The organism is Mesorhizobium vachelliae (genome assembly GCF_033977325.1).
In the GTDB taxonomy this organism is placed as follows: Bacteria; Pseudomonadota; Alphaproteobacteria; order Rhizobiales; family Rhizobiaceae; genus Mesorhizobium; species Mesorhizobium vachelliae.
The window spans coordinates 328,355-345,666 of sequence record NZ_JAVIIR010000007.1 but is presented as its reverse complement, the minus strand read 5'-3'; the positions used below and the strand labels follow the sequence as shown (position 1 = coordinate 345,666).

The 17,312-nt window shown below is 64.1% G+C and carries 18 protein-coding genes and 1 other RNA gene; 10 read left to right on the top strand and 9 right to left on the bottom strand.

Features of this window, described 5'->3' with window-relative positions:
* Positions 1–176: 176 nt before the first annotated feature.
* Positions 177–4,121, top strand: a complete 3,945-nt coding sequence (locus tag RFM41_RS17560) for an AsmA family protein (protein WP_320248105.1) — start codon at positions 177–179, stop codon at positions 4,119–4,121.
* 38 nt (positions 4,122–4,159) lie between these two features.
* Here the strand turns inward: RFM41_RS17560 and RFM41_RS17555 are convergent, their stop codons facing one another.
* On the bottom strand, positions 4,160–4,588 hold the full coding sequence (locus RFM41_RS17555) for a MarR family winged helix-turn-helix transcriptional regulator (RefSeq protein ID WP_320248106.1): 429 nt from the start codon (positions 4,586–4,588) through the stop codon (positions 4,160–4,162).
* 170 nt (positions 4,589–4,758) lie between these two features.
* On the opposite strand from RFM41_RS17555, the gene RFM41_RS17550 reads away from it, so the two are divergent.
* A complete protein-coding gene (locus RFM41_RS17550; protein WP_320248107.1) occupies positions 4,759–6,561 on the top strand; it encodes a chloride channel protein in 1,803 nt (600 codons plus the stop codon).
* A 7-nt stretch (positions 6,562–6,568) separates the two neighbouring features.
* Here the strand turns inward: RFM41_RS17550 and RFM41_RS17545 are convergent, their stop codons facing one another.
* From RFM41_RS17545 to RFM41_RS17530, 4 genes are all read right to left on the bottom strand, one after another.
* A complete protein-coding gene (locus RFM41_RS17545) occupies positions 6,569–6,796 on the bottom strand; it encodes a ribbon-helix-helix domain-containing protein (protein ID WP_320248108.1) in 228 nt (75 codons plus the stop codon).
* A gap of 8 nt (positions 6,797–6,804) precedes the next feature.
* Entirely contained in the window at positions 6,805–7,002 is a 198-nt protein-coding gene (locus tag RFM41_RS17540) for a DUF4169 family protein (RefSeq protein WP_320248109.1), read from the bottom strand.
* A gap of 9 nt (positions 7,003–7,011) precedes the next feature.
* Entirely contained in the window at positions 7,012–7,542 is a 531-nt protein-coding gene (locus RFM41_RS17535; protein ID WP_320248110.1) for an SspB family protein, read from the bottom strand.
* Positions 7,543–7,658: 116 nt separating this feature from the next.
* Complete coding sequence (locus RFM41_RS17530; protein ID WP_320248111.1) at positions 7,659–8,342, bottom strand: TetR/AcrR family transcriptional regulator; 684 nt, start codon at positions 8,340–8,342, stop codon at positions 7,659–7,661.
* A gap of 211 nt (positions 8,343–8,553) precedes the next feature.
* On the opposite strand from RFM41_RS17530, the gene RFM41_RS17525 reads away from it, so the two are divergent.
* Positions 8,554–9,759 carry a multidrug effflux MFS transporter gene (locus tag RFM41_RS17525; protein WP_320248113.1) on the top strand — a complete coding sequence of 402 codons (1,206 nt, stop codon included), beginning with the start codon at positions 8,554–8,556 and terminating at the stop codon, positions 9,757–9,759.
* A gap of 48 nt (positions 9,760–9,807) precedes the next feature.
* On the opposite strand, the gene RFM41_RS17520 is transcribed toward RFM41_RS17525, so the two are convergent.
* Positions 9,808–10,368, bottom strand: a complete 561-nt coding sequence (locus tag RFM41_RS17520; RefSeq protein ID WP_320248114.1) for an AAA family ATPase — start codon at positions 10,366–10,368, stop codon at positions 9,808–9,810.
* Positions 10,369–10,471: 103 nt separating this feature from the next.
* Positions 10,472–10,832, bottom strand: a transfer-messenger RNA (tmRNA) gene (ssrA, locus tag RFM41_RS17515).
* A 168-nt stretch (positions 10,833–11,000) separates the two neighbouring features.
* On the opposite strand from ssrA, the gene RFM41_RS17510 reads away from it, so the two are divergent.
* The 3 genes from RFM41_RS17510 (at position 11,001) to RFM41_RS17500 (ending at position 13,038) form a co-directional block, all read left to right on the top strand.
* Positions 11,001–11,312 carry a DUF2853 family protein gene (locus tag RFM41_RS17510; protein WP_320248116.1) on the top strand — a complete coding sequence of 104 codons (312 nt, stop codon included), beginning with the start codon at positions 11,001–11,003 and terminating at the stop codon, positions 11,310–11,312.
* A gap of 141 nt (positions 11,313–11,453) precedes the next feature.
* Complete coding sequence (locus RFM41_RS17505; RefSeq protein ID WP_320248117.1) at positions 11,454–12,248, top strand: thymidylate synthase; 795 nt, start codon at positions 11,454–11,456, stop codon at positions 12,246–12,248.
* Between the two features lie 394 nt (positions 12,249–12,642).
* Positions 12,643–13,038 (top strand): hypothetical protein, encoded by a 396-nt coding sequence (locus RFM41_RS17500; protein ID WP_320248118.1) that lies wholly within the window; start codon positions 12,643–12,645, stop codon positions 13,036–13,038.
* Positions 13,039–13,053: 15 nt separating this feature from the next.
* On the opposite strand, the gene RFM41_RS17495 is transcribed toward RFM41_RS17500, so the two are convergent.
* Entirely contained in the window at positions 13,054–13,263 is a 210-nt protein-coding gene (locus tag RFM41_RS17495; protein WP_320248120.1) for a TOBE domain-containing protein, read from the bottom strand.
* 166 nt (positions 13,264–13,429) lie between these two features.
* On the opposite strand from RFM41_RS17495, the gene modA reads away from it, so the two are divergent.
* The 4 genes from modA (at position 13,430) to RFM41_RS17475 (ending at position 16,489) form a co-directional block, all read left to right on the top strand.
* Entirely contained in the window at positions 13,430–14,224 is a 795-nt protein-coding gene (gene modA / locus RFM41_RS17490) for a molybdate ABC transporter substrate-binding protein (protein WP_320248121.1), read from the top strand.
* A gap of 21 nt (positions 14,225–14,245) precedes the next feature.
* Positions 14,246–14,950: a molybdate ABC transporter permease subunit gene (gene modB, locus RFM41_RS17485; RefSeq protein ID WP_320248123.1), complete on the top strand. Its 705-nt coding sequence runs from the start codon at positions 14,246–14,248 to the stop codon at positions 14,948–14,950.
* Positions 14,947–16,059 carry a molybdenum ABC transporter ATP-binding protein gene (gene modC, locus RFM41_RS17480; protein ID WP_320248125.1) on the top strand — a complete coding sequence of 371 codons (1,113 nt, stop codon included), beginning with the start codon at positions 14,947–14,949 and terminating at the stop codon, positions 16,057–16,059. The genes modB and modC overlap by 4 nt, the downstream gene beginning before the upstream one ends.
* A gap of 88 nt (positions 16,060–16,147) precedes the next feature.
* Positions 16,148–16,489 (top strand): winged helix-turn-helix domain-containing protein, encoded by a 342-nt coding sequence (locus tag RFM41_RS17475; protein WP_040982165.1) that lies wholly within the window; start codon positions 16,148–16,150, stop codon positions 16,487–16,489.
* Between the two features lie 5 nt (positions 16,490–16,494).
* Here RFM41_RS17475 and cobF read toward each other — a convergent pair whose 3' ends face one another.
* Positions 16,495–17,268, bottom strand: a complete 774-nt coding sequence (gene cobF / locus RFM41_RS17470) for a precorrin-6A synthase (deacetylating) (RefSeq protein WP_320248126.1) — start codon at positions 17,266–17,268, stop codon at positions 16,495–16,497.
* Positions 17,269–17,312: the final 44 nt, after the last annotated feature.

The following is a 17,312-nucleotide window of genomic DNA, read 5'->3' as shown; positions in this document are numbered from 1 at the left end:
TTCAGATCTGTGGGCGGCCAGGGACGTGACCGGAAGGGCAGGGATCGGCAAAAGAGATATCCCGACCGCGAGCCGTCGCGCAACTGGAGAGGTTGGCGGCCGCCGGATGCCGAATTGCCTCTTTATCGACACGCGGATGCGGGTAGAGTGCGGCTGACTTTCAACCCGGGAAACAGATGCTCGCCCGCCTGTTCGTGATCTTCGGTGGCCTGTTCGTGCTGGTGCTGTGCGCGGCGCTGGTGGTGCCGTATTTCATCGACTGGACGGGTTACCGGGGCGATTTCGAGCGCGAGGCGAGCGCTATCCTCGGCCGCAAGGTGACGGTGAAGGGTGATGCGACGGCGCGGCTGCTGCCGTTTCCGTCGGTGACCTTCTCGAATGTCGAGGTCGCGGGCGGGCCGGAAGGCCAGCCGGCGATGACGGTCGAAACCTTTTCCATGGATGCGGAGCTCGCGCCATTCCTGCGCGGCGAGGTGCTGATCTTCGACATGCGGCTGGTGCATCCGAAGGCCATCATCAATGTCGCCGGTGACGGCACCGTCGACTGGACCCTCCGGCCCTCGACCCCCTTCGACCCGGGCCAGATCGCGATCGAGAAGCTGTCGGTGACCGAAGGGCAGATCGAACTGCGCCACGCCGCCGGCGGACGCAGCCACCTGATCTCGGAGATCAACTCGACGATTTCGGCCAAGGCGCTCACCGGTCCATGGCGCATGGACGGAACGCTGCGCTTCGACGGCCTGCGCACTGACATCTCGGCTTCGACAGGCAAGGTGGAGCCGGACGGCCAGATGCGGCTCAGGCTGAAGGCCGATCCCGATGCCTATCCGCTGATCGTCGAAGCCGACGGCAATGCCGGCATCGTCAAGGGCGCCGCGGTCTATTCCGGCCAGTTCAAGATATCGGGCGCGGACAAAAACGCTGCCGACAGGAATTCGGTCGAGCTGCGAGGCACCGACGGCGAGCCGGTCAAGATCAGCACCGGCAAGCCCGATCCGGGTTTTAGGCTGAACGGCAAGTTCGCGCTCGACCACCAGAAGCTCAATGTCGATGAATTCCGCTTCGAGACCGGGCCGCTCGACAATCCCTATACCGCCGACGGCAAAGCGTCGGTCGATCTCGGCCTGAAGCCGCATTTCTCGGTGGAGGCCAGCGGAGCCCAGGTGCAGTTCGACGAGGCTGTCGGCGGAGCCACCGGCTCGGGCTTCACGCTCGACCAGCGCATCGCTGCATTCGAGCAGACGCTGCAGCACATGCCGAAGCCGACGATACCGGGCACGCTCGAGGTCAGGCTGCCGGCGGTGGTGGCGGGCGACACGACGGTGCGCGACGTGCGGCTGTCGGCCGAGCCGGCCGAAGGCGGCTGGTCGGTCAAGTCGCTTGCCGCGACGCTGCCGGGCCGCACGACGCTCGAAGCCGACGGCATGCTCAGCGTGGAAGACCATTTCGGCTTCACCGGCTCGTTGCTGCTGGCCGTCGGACAGCCTTCCGGCTTTGCCGCCTGGCTTTCGAAGGATGTCGACGAGGCCATTCGAAGGCTGCCCGCGGCAGGCTTCAAGGCCAAGGTCGATCTCAGCGAGAACCGGCAGTCCTTCAGCGATCTCGAGCTCATCCTCGGCAAGGCGAAATTTTCCGGCAGCATCGATTCCGGTCAGCCGGACGGCGCCAGGCCATCGGTGCTGATGCGGCTGACGGGCGGCGAGATGGACCTGGACGGGCTTGCGGCCTTCGCCTCGATCTTCATCAGCGATAAGGGCACCAACCGCTTTTCGGATCGCGATCTCGACTTCCAGATCAAGGCGGGGCCGGTCAGCGCCGGCGGCTTGAGCGCCGACACCGTTGATACGGCGCTGCGGCTGCGTGAGGGCTCGCTCGAGATCGACCGGCTTTCGATCGGCGGCCTGGCCGGCGCCTCGATCAGCGCCACGGGCCGGATCAAGGATTTTCCGCAGAGCCCGACGGGCAAGCTCAACGCTTCCGTGGTGGCTGTCGATCTCAAGCCGCTGATCGACGTCGCGGCGCAGCACTATCCCGACAATGGCGTGCTCAAAGGCCTGGCCAGCCGCGCGGCGGCCTATCCCGAACTGTTCCAGGACGCGCGCATCGATCTCTTGACCAGCGCCGCCGACAATGGTGACGGCACCACGGGCCTGGCGCTCTCAGCCCAGGGCAAGGCCGGCGGCTCGGCGTTCTCGGCCTCACTTTCCGGCAAGGGGACCGCGGACAAGCTCTCCGAGGCGCCGGTGTCGATCACCTTCAACGCCCGCAACGACAATGCGGCCACACTGCTTGCGCTTTACGGCGTGCCGGCGCTGCCGCTCGGCATGCTCGGCCACGCCAACACCGACGTCTCGGCGAAGGGCTCGATCGCCGGCGGCCTCGCGACCAGCTTCAACCTGACGGCCGACGATTTCAGGGCAAGCTTCGACGGAACCGTCGCCGAGACGGCGCAAGGCGCCGCCGCCAAGGGCAAGGTCAATCTCGACGCCGCCGATATCGAGCCGTGGCTGATGACGACGGGGGTAGGCCTGCCCGGCATGGGAACCGGCACGTCGACATCGCTGGCGGCCGATGCCGATTTCGGCAACGGGCTCCTGGTGCTGAGCGGCCTCACCGGCTCGATCAACAAGGCGGCGGTATCCGGCGACATCAACATAGACGGCAAGGATGGGCTGCCGCATCTTGCCGGGGCGCTGGCGCTCGACGAGCTCGACCTCGATCCGCTGGCGGTCTCGCTGTTCGGCGACCAGTCCTTCGCTCAGGCCAAGAGCGGATGGCCGACGACGCCGTTCAGCCAGAAGTCGACGCTGCCGTTCAACGCAGACCTCGATCTCAACGCCTCGGCGCTCGCTGTCGGGCCATTCGCCACGGCGCATGATGCTTCCTTCTCGCTGAAGCTCGATCGCGAAGGCATCCACGTCTCCGACCTCAAGGCCAAGCTCTATGGCGGTGAACTGACCGGCCTGTTCGACCTGAAGAACACGGAGGGCACCGGTCTGTTCTCCGGCCAGATGAAGCTGGCTGGCGGTGATCTTTCCGCCGTCCTGCCCGGCGCCGGTATCGGCGGCAGCGGCGATCTTTCGGCGGCGCTGTCGACCAGCGGCAAATCGGTCGACGCCATGGTTGCCGCCCTGTCCGGATCCGGCACGGCGGCGCTGAAGGGTTTGAAAGTGGACGGCATCAATCCGGACGGCTTTGCCGCCATGATCGCCAAGGCCGACGCGATCGGACGCGATATCGACGCGGCCAAGACCGCGGATTTCGCGCCGCAGATCGCAGGCGAGGGCAGCTTTGCCGCCGGCGACACGGATGTCGCCTTCACCGTCGCCAACGGCACGCTGCGGGCGCCGCCGATCAGCCTCGACAATCCAGGGGCGACTTTGTCCACCGATGTGACGGCCGATCTCAACACGGGCACCGTCACGGCAAAGGGGACATTGACCTATCGCCCCGGCGACGAGGCTTTGGTCGGCTCGGAGCCTGCCGTCAATTTCAGCCTCGCCGGCCCGCTCGGGGCGACCGCGCTTCAATTCGACAGCGGTCCGCTGGCGCAGTTCCTGACGCAGCGCGCGCTGGAGAAGGAGCAGCAGCGGGTCGAGGCGATGCAGGCAGCTCTCCTGGAGAAGCAGCGGATGCGGCGCGAAGTGCGCTATTACGCGGCGTTGCAGACGGAACGCGACAGGGCGGCTGAGGAGTTGCGCCGGCAAGAAGAAGAGGCGCGGCAGAAGGCCGAGGCGGAAGCCAAGGCGAAAGCCGAAGCGGACGCGCAGGCACAGGCGGAAGCCGAGGCAAAGGCCAAGGCCGACGAAGAGGCGAGGGCGAAAGCGGAAGCCGACGCCAAGGCGCAGGCCGAAGCGGACGCCAAGGCCAAGGCCGATGCACAGGCGCAAGCAGAGGCCGAGCAGCGGGCCGCGGACGAGGCGGCCAAGGCGCAGGCAGAGGCCGATCGCAAGAGGGCTGAGCAGGCAAGGCTGGACGCAGCACGCAAGGCGGCCGAGCAAACACGCAAGGTCGACGGGTCGCTGCCGGGCGTCAATGACGGTTCGGCGCCGGCGCCGGCGAAGCCCAAGGCCAATCCGTTCACGATCGACAATCTGCTGAAGTCGCTCGACGGCGGCTGAGCTTCATCCGTCGAAAAACACCCGATGCGTCCTGGCGTTCAGGACTCCTCCTGGCGCGAGAGCAGGCGCCGCAGCATCGGCTCGATGCGGGAAAGCTCGTCGAGATGCGCGGCTGACAAATCGGCAAGGTGGTCGTCGGCCAAAGGGGTGAGTTGCAGCAAGACGCGGCGGTGATCGCTCTTGTCCTGATCGCGTATCACCAGGCCGGCCTCGGCTAAGCGGTTCACCAGTTCGACCGCGCTGTGGTGGCGGATGCGCAGCCGCTCGGCGAGATCGCCCACCGCTACCGGTCCGCCGCTTGGAAATCCCTTGATCGCCAGCAGCGCCTGGTGCTGGCGCGGCGTGAGGCCCGCCTCATTCGCCTGGACCTGGCTGAATTCGAGAAAACGCCGGATCAGGTAACGGAACTGCGACAGCCGCTGATAGTCGGCCTGACTGATGGCGGGACGTGATTTCGGCGGCGTCATTGCCCGACTTATGGCCCTTTCCTGCAAAAGCTCAACAGCTTGTCGCGATCCCTGCCCAAAATGACGCGGCGCAGAGATCGAAAACGACTTGAAGATTTATATCGTATTACGATATGAGGCGACCGGAAACCGGACGGCCTTCGCGCCGCCAGAAAGTTCAGGCTCCCAAAATGAAATCCCCTCACGCCGGCAACGGCCATCTCCGCGACTTCACGACCGATCCGCGCGTGCTGTTCATCGCAGCCATCGCGGTGGTGGTGGCGACCGCCGGGCTCTTTGCCGGCATCGTGCTCCTGAAGCTCATCCGGCTTGCCACCAACATCGCCTATTTCGGCCAGTTCTCGCTGGCCGAACTGAGGCTCGAGGACACGCCGTTGGGTTATGCCGCGGTGATCGTGCCGGTGATCGGCGCGCTGATCATCGGCCTGATGGCGCGCTTCGGCAGCGAGAAGATACGCGGCCACGGCATTCCCGAGGCCATCGAGGCGATCTTGCTCGGGCGCTCGCGGCTTGACGCCAAGGTCGCGGTGCTGAAGCCGCTGTCGTCGGCGATCTCGATCGGCACGGGCGGACCGTTCGGCGCCGAAGGCCCGATCATCATGACCGGCGGCGCCATCGGCTCACTGATCGCGCAGATGCTGCCGGTCAGCGACAATGAGCGCAAGACGCTGCTGGTGGCGGGTGCTGCGGCCGGCATGACGACGGTGTTCGGCACGCCGATTGCCGCCATCATGCTTGCCGTCGAGCTGCTGCTGTTCGAATGGACGCCGCGCAGCTTCATCCCCGTCGCTGTCGCCGCGATCGTCGCGGAAGTCGAGCGCACCCTGCTGCACCTGCCGAGCCCGATCTTTCCGTTCTCAGGCACGATGGAGGCATCGATCGCCGGGCTGGGCGGCTGGGTGCTGGTCGGCATCGCCGCCGGGCTGCTTTCAGGCCTGCTGACGCAATTGGTCTATGCCTGCGAGGACGCCTTCCTGAAGCTGCCGATCCACTGGATGTGGTGGCCGATGATCGGCGGCCTAGTGGTCGGCATCGGCGGCCTGATCGAGCCGCACGCGCTTGGCGTCGGCTACGACAACATCGCCAACATGCTCGACGGCCGCACGGTCGCCGCCGCCGCGCTGCTGCTTCTAGTGGTGAAGGCCATCATCTGGTCGGTGGCGCTCGGGTCCGGGACATCGGGCGGCGTGCTGGCGCCGCTGCTCATCATGGGCGGCGCGATGGGCGCTGTGCTTTCAGGCATCCTGCCCGAGGCGAGCCCCGGCTTCTGGCCGCTGCTGGCGATGGCGGCGACCATGGGCGGCACCATGCGCGCGCCGCTGACCGCGACCTTCTTTGCCACCGAGCTCACCGGCAACACGCATGTGTTGGTGCCGCTGATCGCGGCTTGCGCGACTGCGCATGCCGTCACCGTGCTGTTGATGAAACGTTCGATCCTGACCGAGAAAGTGGCGCGGCGCGGGCATCACCTCGTGCGCGAATACCGCGTCGATCCCTTCGCGTTGACCAGGGTCAAGGAAGTGATGACGACCAAGGTCGAGAGCGTGCCGGCGACGATGACGCTGCATGGCGCGGCAACCTTCCTGACCGCGCCGGACACGCGGCATCCGAGCTTCCCGGTGATCAACGGGGAGGGGCATGTGCTCGGCGTCATCGATCCGCCGGCGATCCTGCGCTGGCGGCGCGCCGGAAAGCACCGCAAGGCGACGCTCGGCGAATTGCTCGCCGGCAGCAAGATCACGCTCGCTTATCCGGACGAATATCTGGAGGCGCTTTCCGACAAGCTGCTCACCGCCAATGTCTCGCATCTGCCTGTGGTCTCACGCGAGGATGAGCGGCTCATCGGCTATATCGGCTGGAAAGACATGATGCGGGTAAGGTCGAAGAAGCAGGCGGAGGAGCGCGACCGCACCGCCTTGCTCAGCTTCGGCGCGAAGCGGGAACCGCAACGGAGCGTCAGCGATCCGGCCTAAACCATCCTCAGGACGTCGCGCCGCCACGCTTCGCCCAGGCCAGCACGTAGAGCCTCAGCGCGGACGACAGGTTGGCGTCGCGCGTGCGCGTCTCGTCGATCTCCGCGACCAGGGCCGCGAGCGACAGCGAGCGTTGCGCGGCGATGGCGATGAGATCGTCATAAAAAGGCTGCTCCAGGGAAAAGCTGGTGCGGTGACCGCGGATCGTTACCGAACGTTTTTCGACCTCGGCCATTTCGGGACTCAGCGCTTGCCGGGGTCGTCGGGCTTTTCCCGGCGGTGGCCGGCCACGAATTTCTCGGCTTTCTGCGACGTCAGCCGGTCACGTTCGCGCTCCAACTTCGAGCGGCCATGCAGCGCCCGGTTCTCGCTCGCCTGGCGTTCTTTCTCGGTGCGCGCTTTCTGCTTGCGGGCCTGGCGGAGATTGACGACCTCGCCCATGGCGCCGGACTACTTCTTACGGAAGGCGTCGAGCGAGACGACGTCGGCGCCCTTGCCGCCGGTCTCGGCGACCACCGGCTTCTTTTCGGCCTCGGCGGCCTTCTTCTTCGTTTCCGCCTTCTTCTCCGGAACGACAGCGACCGGTTCGGGCGCGGGAGCGGCGGCCTCGTCTTCGGCGCCCTCCGCCTTGACGTCGAATTCGAGCTCGAAATTGACCGATGGATCGTAGAAGCCGCGCACGGCGGAGAAGGGGATTTCGAGCTTCTCCGGCACGTCGGAGAAGGACAGCCCGACCTCGAAGCCGGCATCCGTCACCTTGAGGTCCCAATACTGGAATTGGATGACGATGGTCATCTGCTCCGGATAGCGCTCGCGCAGCCTGGACGAGATGCGCACGCCCGGCGCACCGGTCAGGAAGGTGATGAAGAAATGATGATTGCCCGGAAGGCCGGTGCGCGCGACCTCGGCCAGGACCTTGCGCATGACGCCGCGCAGAGCCTCCTGGGCCAGAATGTCGTAGCGGATGTGGTCGTCGGCCATCTGATGGTCGGGTTCCGTTGAATCGTCCGCATAGCTGTAATCAAGCTTGAGCGCGGCGTAAACCGCATATAGGCGCAAAGCCGTGAGGCCAAGAGGGGTGTCGGCGATTTGATCGCTCAGGCGTGAACGAGCGCCGCCTGTTTGCCGGCTGGCGACTTCTTCCTGGCGAAGGCGCTGAGAAAGGTCCGCACGCCATTGGTGGCGGAACGCAGCACCTCTTCCTCGGTGGGCATGCCGCCCAGCATGAAAGTGATCTGGAGCTCGGCGTTGACGAGGGCGAGGAACTGACGCGCCGCGACGTCGGGGTCGCCGATCGACAGGTGGCCGGCGAAGGCAAGCCGGGCGAAGCGCGCGGCAAGCGCCGACCAGGTGCGGCCCGGGCCTTGCTCGCGCCATTCGGCGAACAGCTCCGGGTAACGCTCGCCCTCGGCCTGGATCAGCTTGCGTAGGAAACGGCCGTCGCGGTTGCAGATGCAATTGCGGTTCATGCGCACCGCAAAGGCGACCAGGTCGGCCTCCAGGTCCGTTGGCTGGTCAGGGAAGCTGGCGATGGTGGCGAAGATGCCGGCATTGCAGCGCTCGGTCAGGTCTCGCACGACGGCGACGAAGAGCTTTTCCTTGTCGCCGTGATGGTTGTAGACGGTCTGGCGCGAGACGCCGGCCTCGGCCGCGATCAGGTCGATATTGGCGCCAGCATAGCCTTCGCGACAGAAGACGGAAGCTGCTGCATCCACCACCGACACGCGCTTGGCCTCGTGGCTGCGTGGCGGGAAAGTGTCAGGAGAAACGCCGTGCTTCATGAAAATCTATATAGCGGTGATTGACGAATTGGACAAGCCTGTCTAAATTTGTGGACACAACGAAGGGGAGTCCCGCTGGAGAGACGAATATGTTCGCCTTGAACAGGCGAATGAATTCGCTCTGACATGTAGGATTTCCCACGGGATGGAACGTCCTTGGTTCAGACGCCGGTATTCACGGCGGCAACCAGATCCGAAAAAGAGCCTTACCATGAGTCCCAAATTCCTCCGCATCGCGGTCGTGCTCGGCTTGTTGTCCGCGATCGGACCATTTGCGATCGATATGTATCTGCCCGCGCTGCCTTCGATCGGCCAGGATCTGCACGCCGGCACGGCCGCCGTGCAGATGAGCCTTCTGATCTTCTTCTTGTCGATGGGGTTCGGGCAGATCGTCGTCGGCCCGATCTCCGACATGGTCGGCCGCAAGGCGCCGCTTTATGCCGGCCTCGCGCTGTTCATGGTCGGCGGCGTCGGCTCGGCGATGGCACCTAACATCGAGTGGCTGATTGCCTTCCGCTTCCTGCAGGGGCTTGGCGCCAGCGCTGGCATGGCGGTGCCGCGCGCCATCGTGCGCGACCTGCACACCGGCAACGAGGCCGCCAAGCTGATGTCGCTTCTGATGCTGGTGTTCTCGGTGTCGCCGATCCTGGCGCCTTTGACCGGCAGCCAGATTATCGAGAGTTTTGGTTGGCGCGCCGTGTTCTGGACCGTCACGGGCGCCGCGGCGCTAGCAACGATCCTGCTCGCCACCTCGCTCAAGGAGACGCGGCCGGTCGAAGAGCGCGCCGGCTCGTCCTCCGGCACGGCGCTTGCCGGCTACCGCTACCTGATGGGCGACCGCAACTTTCTCGGCCTTGTCGCGATCGCGGGCTTCGGCATTGCGAGCTTCTTCGTCTATCTGTCGAGCTCGTCCTTCATCCTGATCGACCATTACGGCCTGTCGCCGTCGGTCTACAGCGTGTTCTTCTCGATCAACGCCGTCGCCTTCATCGGCATGTCGCAGCTGACCGGGATGCTGGCCGATCGTTTCGGGCTGAAGCGCGTCGTCTGGGTGGCTGTCACCGGCTATGCCACGGTGATGGTGGCGCTGTTCGCCATCATGGCCTCAGGCGTCGACCGGCTCGACGTGATGGCAGCGCTGCTCTTCGTCGGCTACGGCTTCCTTGGTCTCGTCATCCCCACCACCTCGGTGCTGGCGATGGAAGAGCATGGCGAGATCGCCGGCACGGCCTCGGCGTTGATGGGCACGCTGCATTTCGCCATCGGCGCGCTGGCGATGGGCGTCGCCGGCATTTTCTTCGACGGCACGCCGCTGCCGATGGTGGCGGGCATCACGCTTTGCGCGGTGATTTCGTTCACGCTGGCCAAGCTGACGCTCGGCCGCTCGCGCGAAGCGGTCGAAGCGCCGGCGGAATAGCCAACCGAAGACAAGACATGAAAAAGGCCGGGCTTGCCCCGGCCTTTTTCATGTCCGTGGCAAGCCTGCCTTGTCGAGGACGAAGCGCACCCGTTCCTCGATCGGAGCCAGAGGCAACGGCACCAACTCATAACCGAGCTCGGCATAGACGCCGGTCACCGAGCGGAATGTGCGCTCGGCCTCGTCGAGCGTCTGTTTGCGCTCCTCGTCCTGGGTGAAGATCTCCGGCCATGGCGGCGCGACGAAGACGCGGCGCGCGTAGCGGAACTTTTCCGCCGCGCTCGTGACGTGGTCCGGCACCCGCAGGCCGCAAAGCCTGAGATAGCCGATCGTGTCGGGTGCGCCGCGGTCGAAGAAGACCGGGCCTGGCGGCTCGGCATGCGCGGCGTGCCACGAGCGCAGCTCCCATGACAGCATCAGCTCGGCGAAGAGCGCACGATCCTGCCAGGGAAGGGCAGGGCCGCCGATGGCCATCTGGTCGCGGATGATGCCGCGCCCGGCCTCGGGCGCCGTCCCGAAGCCCTGGGCCCGCAGCGCTTCGATCAAGGTGGTCTTGCCCGAGCCGGGGCCGCCGGTCAGCACGAAGAATCGGTCGGAATCGTTTCGCATCGCTTGTCCGTGGATGATGAGCGGCAAGGCTGCACGTCACGCATCAAGCGCCAGACGAACCCTGACCGTTCGGTGGGTCTGATAAGAAGCAAAGAAGGGGGAAGGTGGAGGTTTCTGTTGCCAGGTACCTCCGAACCCCGCCTAGAAGTGCGAACCGCTAGGGCTTGATTTGAAGCGTTCGCGCCGCATTAAGCAGCGAGACGAGCTTCCGCATAGTTGTCGTTGGCAACTATAAGTTTAGCCCGATGACGGTGGTACAATGCCGGGCAAAAGTACGATCTTTACACCTTCGTCGATCCTATTTCGCCCCCAGCAAAAGCCGCTCCGTCAGCCAGAGCGGTTTTTGGTGGAGGCGCCGGGTACCGCCCCCGGGTCCGAACGGCTTATTTCATCGCCTGTTTATCGCCATAGTCGGTCAGGCCGACGAAGCGAATATAGGGAGCGATGAGGGAAAAAGAAAGGCCAAACCGGCGCTTATCCAGTTATGCGAAACTGCGCGGCCAAGGGTTGACTTGCGCGCCCACTCAATCAAATCTCGCTGCCGGTGAGGAGTCTCCGACCTAACGCACAGGTTGCGTAGCGCGCCACAACCCTCACCGATCGGATCGGTGGCGCCGACGAGGGGAAGTTCGATGGCCGACTATCTTGCGGATGTGAAGAAATACGATGCCGGCGCCAGCGCCGACGCGGTCGATAAGATCGTCAAGCATCTGGGCATTGCGCTCAGGAACCGCGATTCCTCGCTGGTGTCGTGCACCGACCCGAAGGAACTCGACCGCGTGCGGGAGAACTGGATCGGCAAGAAGCTAGGCATTGCGGATGCCGCAAAAGCGAATGCCTCGATCGAGAAGACCTGCAAGGTGATGCATGCCGACAACACCAAGAGCCGCGTGACCTTCTATTATCTGGTGGCGAAGGATCTCGGCAAACTGGCTTCCCTCTGAGGCCTGATCGCCGGTGGCCGTCACGGCATCGTGCCGGCCGCCGTGGATTTTCCGCGCACGATCCACATCTGTAGGCTTTGCGGTGTTCGGCCGACAGCCAGTCGGCTATGATCGCTTGTCACCCGAATCGAGGCGAAGCCGATGCGCCAATATCTCGACCTGCTGAAGCATGTGCTGGAGAACGGCGCCGACCGTGGCGACCGCACCGGGACAGGCACGCGCTCGGTGTTCGGCTACCAGATGCGCTTCGACCTGTCGCGCGGCTTCCCGGTCACGACCACCAAGAAGCTGCATCTGAAGTCGATCATCCACGAGCTTCTGTGGTTCCTGGCCGGCGACACCAACATCAAATATCTCAACGACAACGGCGTCACCATCTGGGACGAATGGGCCGACGAGAACGGCGATCTCGGCCCGGTCTATGGCAAGCAGTGGCGCTCATGGCCGGACGGGCATGGCGGCGAGATCGACCAGATCGCGAATCTTCTGAAGGAGATACGCAGGAATCCTAACTCGCGCCGGCTGATCGTCTCGGCCTGGAATCCGGCCGAAGTCGAGGCGATGGCGCTGCCGCCCTGCCACTGCCTGTTCCAGTTCTATGTCTCGGAGGGCAGGCTTTCCTGCCAGCTCTACCAGCGCTCTGGCGATATCTTCCTCGGCGTGCCGTTCAATATCGCTTCCTATGCCCTGCTCACGATGATGGTGGCGCAGGTGACCGGGCTGAAGCCCGGCGACTTCGTCCATACGCTCGGCGATGCGCATCTTTATTCGAACCATTTCGAGCAGGCGCGCGAGCAGATGCGGCGCACGCCCAAGGCGTTGCCGACGATGTGGATCAATCCGGAGGTGAAGGACCTTTTTGCTTTCCGCTTCGAGGATTTCCGCCTCGAAAACTATTTCGCGGATGCGAATATCAAGGCGCCGATCGCGGTATGACGCTGGAGAGGACCGAGCTCTAGGCGATAGCCAACGCGAAGCTGCGAGATGCGGAGCTTCTGTTTCAAAACGAACGCTATTCGAATGCCTACTATCTCTTCGGCTACGCCGCAGAAATCGCGATCAAATCGCGTATTTCGAGGCTTTTTCAATCCGATACGATTCCTGACAAGAAATTCGTCCAAGATATTTATAGCCATGACCTCAACAGGCTTATGGCCTTGGCTGGTCTGTCTGCAGAACTCGCCGAGAGCCGGGGCGCATCGCCGGTTTTCGATGGCCATTGGTCGGCGGTCTCAGATTGGAACGAGGCTTCTCGTTACGATATAATAGATGTGTTTGAGGCGACGGCGATGCGAAACGCCATGGTCGATGAAGAGCAAGGAATATTCAGATGGCTTCAGGAGCGTTGGTAAGAACCGACATTGATGCCGGCATCAACCTAATTCGTGCCCTGGACGAGAAGGGATTCGGAGTCGCCGCCGCGCTCTGGTTGTACAACAGCGATGTTGACAGGTGGCGTATGATTATCGCCTATAGCGGCCCCCGAAAAGACCTCGAAAAAAAGTACCTGGATGCAGCGACCATTGCCGCCGACTGGCGCAAGCTGCATCCACAAGAATCTATTTTAGATCTCAGTAAAGTGAAGATCACGTCGGCGGATGACCGTCTTATTGCCGGCCTTGGTATCGCCATGCGCGTTGATGGCCTGGGCGAGGTGCGATTTTCCCACAACACCATCAACGGCATATATGTCGAAGACGCCTTGATCCACCGGCTTGCCGCCTGAAGCATTTGATATCTCTCAGTCGATGCCGACCATGACGTCCGAGGCCTTGACCACCGCATAGGCCTGCTTGCCTTTCTCGATCGCGAGGTCGGCGACCGCCTCGTTGGTGATCGAGGAGGTGACGATGACGCCGCCGCCGATGTCGATTTGGACATGCGAGGTGGTGGCTCCCTTGACGATTTCGGTCACCTTACCCTTGAGGATGTTGCGGGCGCTGATCTTCATGCGTCTCTCCTTTGAACTTCGCGGTTCCGTTTCGCCACCATCGTAGGCCGAGACCGCGACGGCGCACAATGCCGTGGCAGGTAAAAAGCCTTCCCTTGTTATGTTCATACGGATATATCGGTTCGAGGCTTTGGGCCGTACGGTTTTGAAACCAGGGAGAGACTTCATGACGGGCAAGGGTTTTGGGTTGAAGGCGATCGCTATTGGAGGTTTCACGGCAATGCTGATGGCGGCGGTTCCGGCGGCTCATGCCGAGGACAAGGTGGTCGTCTTCGCCGCGGCGAGCCTCAAGGACGCGCTCGACGCCGTCAACAAGGCCTGCGAGCCGGAAGTCGGCGAAGCCGCCACCATTTCCTACGCGGCGAGCTCGGCGCTCGCCAAGCAGATTGAAGGCGGTGCGCCGGCCGACGTGTTCGTCTCGGCCGACCTCGACTGGATGAAATATCTCTCCGACAAGAAGCTGACCAAGCCTGACACCGAAGTGAAACTGCTTGGCAACCAGATCGTGCTGGTTGCGCCGAAGGATTCCAAGGTTGAGACCAAGGTCGAGAAGGGCTTCGACCTCGCCAAGCTGATCGGCGACGGCAAGCTTGCCATGGGCGATTTCAAGGCCGTTCCGGCCGGCAAATACGGCAAGGCGGCGCTGGAATCGCTGGGCGTCTGGTCGTCGGTCGAGGGCAAGGTCGCGCAGGCGGAGAATGTGCGCGCAGCGTTGAAGCTGGTGTCGACAGGCGAGGCGGCGCTGGGCATCGTCTACGCCACCGACGCGCACGCCGAAAAGGGCGTCAAGGTCGTCGGCACCTTCCCGGAAAATTCGCACCCGCCGATCATCTACCCGATTGCCCAGACCGCCGATTCGAAGGACAAGGATACGGCTGCCTTCCTGAAATGCGTCGAGTCGGCCAAGGCCGCCGAGCTGTTCAAGGAGCAGGGTTTCACGGTGCTCGCGCCGAGCAACTGAGAAAGACCGCGCAACGTTGACATGAACTGGCTGCTGGACCTCACTCCCGACGAATGGAATGCGGTCCGGCTGTCGATCAAGGTGGCTACGGTGGCGATGATCGCCAGCCTGCCGCCCGGCATTCTGATAGCGCTCCTGCTCGCGCGGGGGCGTTTCTGGGGCAAGACCCTGATCAACGGGTTGGTGCACCTGCCGCTGATCCTGCCGCCAGTGGTGACCGGCTATCTTTTGTTGCTCACCTTCGGTCGGCGCGGGCCCGCCGGCGCCTTCCTTGCCGAGCATTTCGGCATCGTCTTCTCCTTCCGCTGGACGGGCGCGGCGCTGGCCTGCGGGGTCATGGGCTTTCCGCTGATGGTGCGAGCCATCAGGCTGTCGATCGAGGCTGTCGACCGCAAGATGGAGGCGGCCGCCGGCACGCTCGGCGCCAATCCGCTCTGGGTGTTCGCCACCATCACCCTGCCGCTGATCCTGCCCGGCCTGATCGCCAGCGCGATCCTTTCCTTCGCCAAGGCGATGGGCGAATTCGGCGCCACCATCACCTTCGTCTCCAATATCCCCAACGAAACGCAGACGCTGCCCTCGGCGATCTACACCTTCACGCAGGTGCCAGGCGGCGACGAAGGCGCGCTCAGGCTGACGCTGATCTCGATCGCCATCTCGATGGTGGCGCTCCTCGCCTCGGAAGTGCTGGCGCGGCGCGTCGGCCGGCGGATGGATATCGAATGACGCTCTCGGTCGACATCAGCCATCGCCTCGGCGATTTCGCTCTGGAAGCGCGTTTCGAGAGTGCCGGCCGGCTGACGGCGCTGTTCGGTCCCTCCGGCTCGGGCAAGTCGACGTTGATCAACCTGATCGCGGGCCTGGTTCGTCCGCATAAGGGGCGCATTTCGGTCGACGGACGCGTGCTCGTCGACACCGCCGCGCGGATCTTCGTGCCCACGCACAAGCGGCGGATCGGCATGGTGTTCCAGGATGCGCGGCTGTTCCCGCATATGAGCGTCGCCGGCAATCTGCGCTACGGCCGCTGGTTCACGCCGGCTTCCGAACGCTACGCCAAAATGGATGCGGTGGTCGAATTGCTCGGCATCGGTCACTTGCTCGACCGACGGCCGGCGAAACTGTCGGGCGGTGAAAAGCAGCGTGTCGCCATCGGCCGCGCGCTGCTTGCCAGCCCGAAGCTGCTCCTGATGGACGAGCCGCTCGCCTCGCTCGACGAGGGGCGCAAGGCTGAGATCCTGCCTTATATCGAACGGCTACGCGACGAGACCAAGATCCCGATCGTCTATGTCAGCCATTCCGTCGCCGAGGTGGCGCGCCTGGCAAGCGACGTGGTTGTGCTTTCACAGGGCAAGGTCTCGGCCGCGGGCTTGACGGAGGCGATCATGCAGCGGCTCGACCTGCTGCCGGCGGAAGAGCGCGGCGAAGGCGGGGCGGTGCTCGACACCAAGGTTCTGCAACACGACGAGGCTTTCGGCATGACGGTGCTTGCCTCGCAGGCCGGCGACATCCGCGTGCCGAGACTGGCGCGGGCGGCCGGCGCTCCAGTTCGCATCCGCATTCGCGCCCGCGATGTGATGGTCGCCATCGAGAGGCCAGCTGGCCTCAGCGCGCTCAACATCCTGTCGGGAACGATCGTCAGCATGAAGCCGGGCGAGGGCCCCGAGGTAGAGATCGGCATCGATTGCCACGGCGCGGTCGTGGTCGCTCGGATCACCGAGCAATCGCGGCAGGCGCTTGGCCTCAAGCTGGGAAGCCAGGTTTTCGCGGTCATCAAGACCGTGAGCTTCGATCGCGCAAACACCGGCGCCGGCCTGCCGGCCGAAGCCGATGTCTGAGGAGCTCGATCATGTCGCTATGTATATTTGGAATAGCGCTTCCCTTCCGCAGGGACTATTGTCGTGCCGTGAAATCCGAGGAGATGAAATGCCGTCGCTCAGCCTGCGGATAAATCTCGACCCCGATGGCCGGATTGGCCCGGGCAAGATCGAACTCCTGGAACAGATCGCCGCCTTCGGCTCGATCTCGGCCGCGGCGCGCGGCATGGAGATGTCCTACAAGCATGCCTGGGACCTGGTCGAGGATATGAACCGCGTCTTCGGCAAGCCGCTGGTCGCAGCGCAGACCGGCGGCCGCAAAGGCGGCGGCGCGCAACTGACATCGGTGGGCCTTGCCGTGGTCAGCCGCTTCCGGGCCATAGAGCGGGCCGCGTCATCGGCCGCAGCCGTCCACATGCAGGCCCTGCAGGCGGAGATCGATGCGGGCTGATCGGGTTATTCTGCGGGCTCGCCGGGCTTCCTCAGCAGATAGGTGTCCATGATCCAGCCCTTCCTTCGCCGGGCCTCCTCACGCACCTTCTCGATCTCGGCGCCGACATCGCGCAGCCGGCCGCAGATGACGATCTCGTCCGGCGTGCCGAGATAGGCACCCCATTGGATGAGGACGTCCTTGTCGGCAAGCGTGTTGAAGGCGCATTTGCCGTCGAGCATGACGACCGTGGAGCCGGCATTCGCGGGCAGCCCTTCTTCGGTCAGCCGCCGCCCGGTGGTGACCAGGATCGAATCGCCGATGCGGTTGAGCGCGGTCGCGTGGGCGGCGGCCAGCGCCTGGATCGCGGTGATGCCGGGGATGACTTCGAGCTCGAAACCGACATTACCTCTGAGGCGCACGCGCTCGAGGATGCGCAGCGCGCTGTCATAAAGCGACGGGTCGCCCCAGATCAGGAACGCGCCGCAGCCGTCTTCGGCAAGCTCGTCGCGGATCAAGGTCTCGTAGATTTCAGCGATCGCCTCGTGCCAGTCGTCGACGGTTGTCCGGTAAGACGATGTCGGCTCGGCCCGAACCGGCACATCGAACTCGACGCGGCGCGATTTCGGATTGGTGACGAAGCGGTCGCAGATCTGCCGGCGCAAATCGGCAAGATCGTTCTTCTTCTCTCCCTTGTCGGGAATGAACAGCACGTCGGCGCGGTTCAGGCCGTCGATGGCCTGGACCGTCATGTGGTCGGGATTGCCGGCGCCGATGCCGATGACGAGAAGCTTGCGCATGGCGATCTCCTGCCCGATCGGCGGCGCGGTGTCCAGAAGTACCC

What these genes read in the sequence shown, in the direction of transcription:
- RFM41_RS17530 (WP_320248111.1), bottom strand. Translation starts at nt 8,342, where the DNA reads ATGAAGCACGGCGTTTCTCCTGACACTTTCCCGCCACGCAGCCACGAG.
- RFM41_RS17505 (WP_320248117.1), top strand. Translation starts at nt 11,454, where the DNA reads ATGCGCCAATATCTCGACCTGCTGAAGCATGTGCTGGAGAACGGCGCC.
- RFM41_RS17545 (WP_320248108.1), bottom strand. Translation starts at nt 6,796, where the DNA reads ATGGCCGAGGTCGAAAAACGTTCGGTAACGATCCGCGGTCACCGCACC.
- RFM41_RS17535 (WP_320248110.1), bottom strand. Translation starts at nt 7,542, where the DNA reads ATGGCCGACGACCACATCCGCTACGACATTCTGGCCCAGGAGGCTCTG.
- RFM41_RS17495 (WP_320248120.1), bottom strand. Translation starts at nt 13,263, where the DNA reads ATGAAGATCAGCGCCCGCAACATCCTCAAGGGTAAGGTGACCGAAATC.
- RFM41_RS17560 (WP_320248105.1), top strand. Translation starts at nt 177, where the DNA reads ATGCTCGCCCGCCTGTTCGTGATCTTCGGTGGCCTGTTCGTGCTGGTG.
- RFM41_RS17500 (WP_320248118.1), top strand. Translation starts at nt 12,643, where the DNA reads ATGGCTTCAGGAGCGTTGGTAAGAACCGACATTGATGCCGGCATCAAC.
- RFM41_RS17525 (WP_320248113.1), top strand. Translation starts at nt 8,554, where the DNA reads ATGAGTCCCAAATTCCTCCGCATCGCGGTCGTGCTCGGCTTGTTGTCC.
- RFM41_RS17555 (WP_320248106.1), bottom strand. Translation starts at nt 4,588, where the DNA reads ATGACGCCGCCGAAATCACGTCCCGCCATCAGTCAGGCCGACTATCAG.
- modC (WP_320248125.1), top strand. Translation starts at nt 14,947, where the DNA reads ATGACGCTCTCGGTCGACATCAGCCATCGCCTCGGCGATTTCGCTCTG.
- RFM41_RS17540 (WP_320248109.1), bottom strand. Translation starts at nt 7,002, where the DNA reads ATGGGCGAGGTCGTCAATCTCCGCCAGGCCCGCAAGCAGAAAGCGCGC.
- modB (WP_320248123.1), top strand. Translation starts at nt 14,246, where the DNA reads ATGAACTGGCTGCTGGACCTCACTCCCGACGAATGGAATGCGGTCCGG.
- modA (WP_320248121.1), top strand. Translation starts at nt 13,430, where the DNA reads ATGACGGGCAAGGGTTTTGGGTTGAAGGCGATCGCTATTGGAGGTTTC.
- RFM41_RS17510 (WP_320248116.1), top strand. Translation starts at nt 11,001, where the DNA reads ATGGCCGACTATCTTGCGGATGTGAAGAAATACGATGCCGGCGCCAGC.
- RFM41_RS17475 (WP_040982165.1), top strand. Translation starts at nt 16,148, where the DNA reads ATGCCGTCGCTCAGCCTGCGGATAAATCTCGACCCCGATGGCCGGATT.
- cobF (WP_320248126.1), bottom strand. Translation starts at nt 17,268, where the DNA reads ATGCGCAAGCTTCTCGTCATCGGCATCGGCGCCGGCAATCCCGACCAC.
- RFM41_RS17550 (WP_320248107.1), top strand. Translation starts at nt 4,759, where the DNA reads ATGAAATCCCCTCACGCCGGCAACGGCCATCTCCGCGACTTCACGACC.
- RFM41_RS17520 (WP_320248114.1), bottom strand. Translation starts at nt 10,368, where the DNA reads ATGCGAAACGATTCCGACCGATTCTTCGTGCTGACCGGCGGCCCCGGC.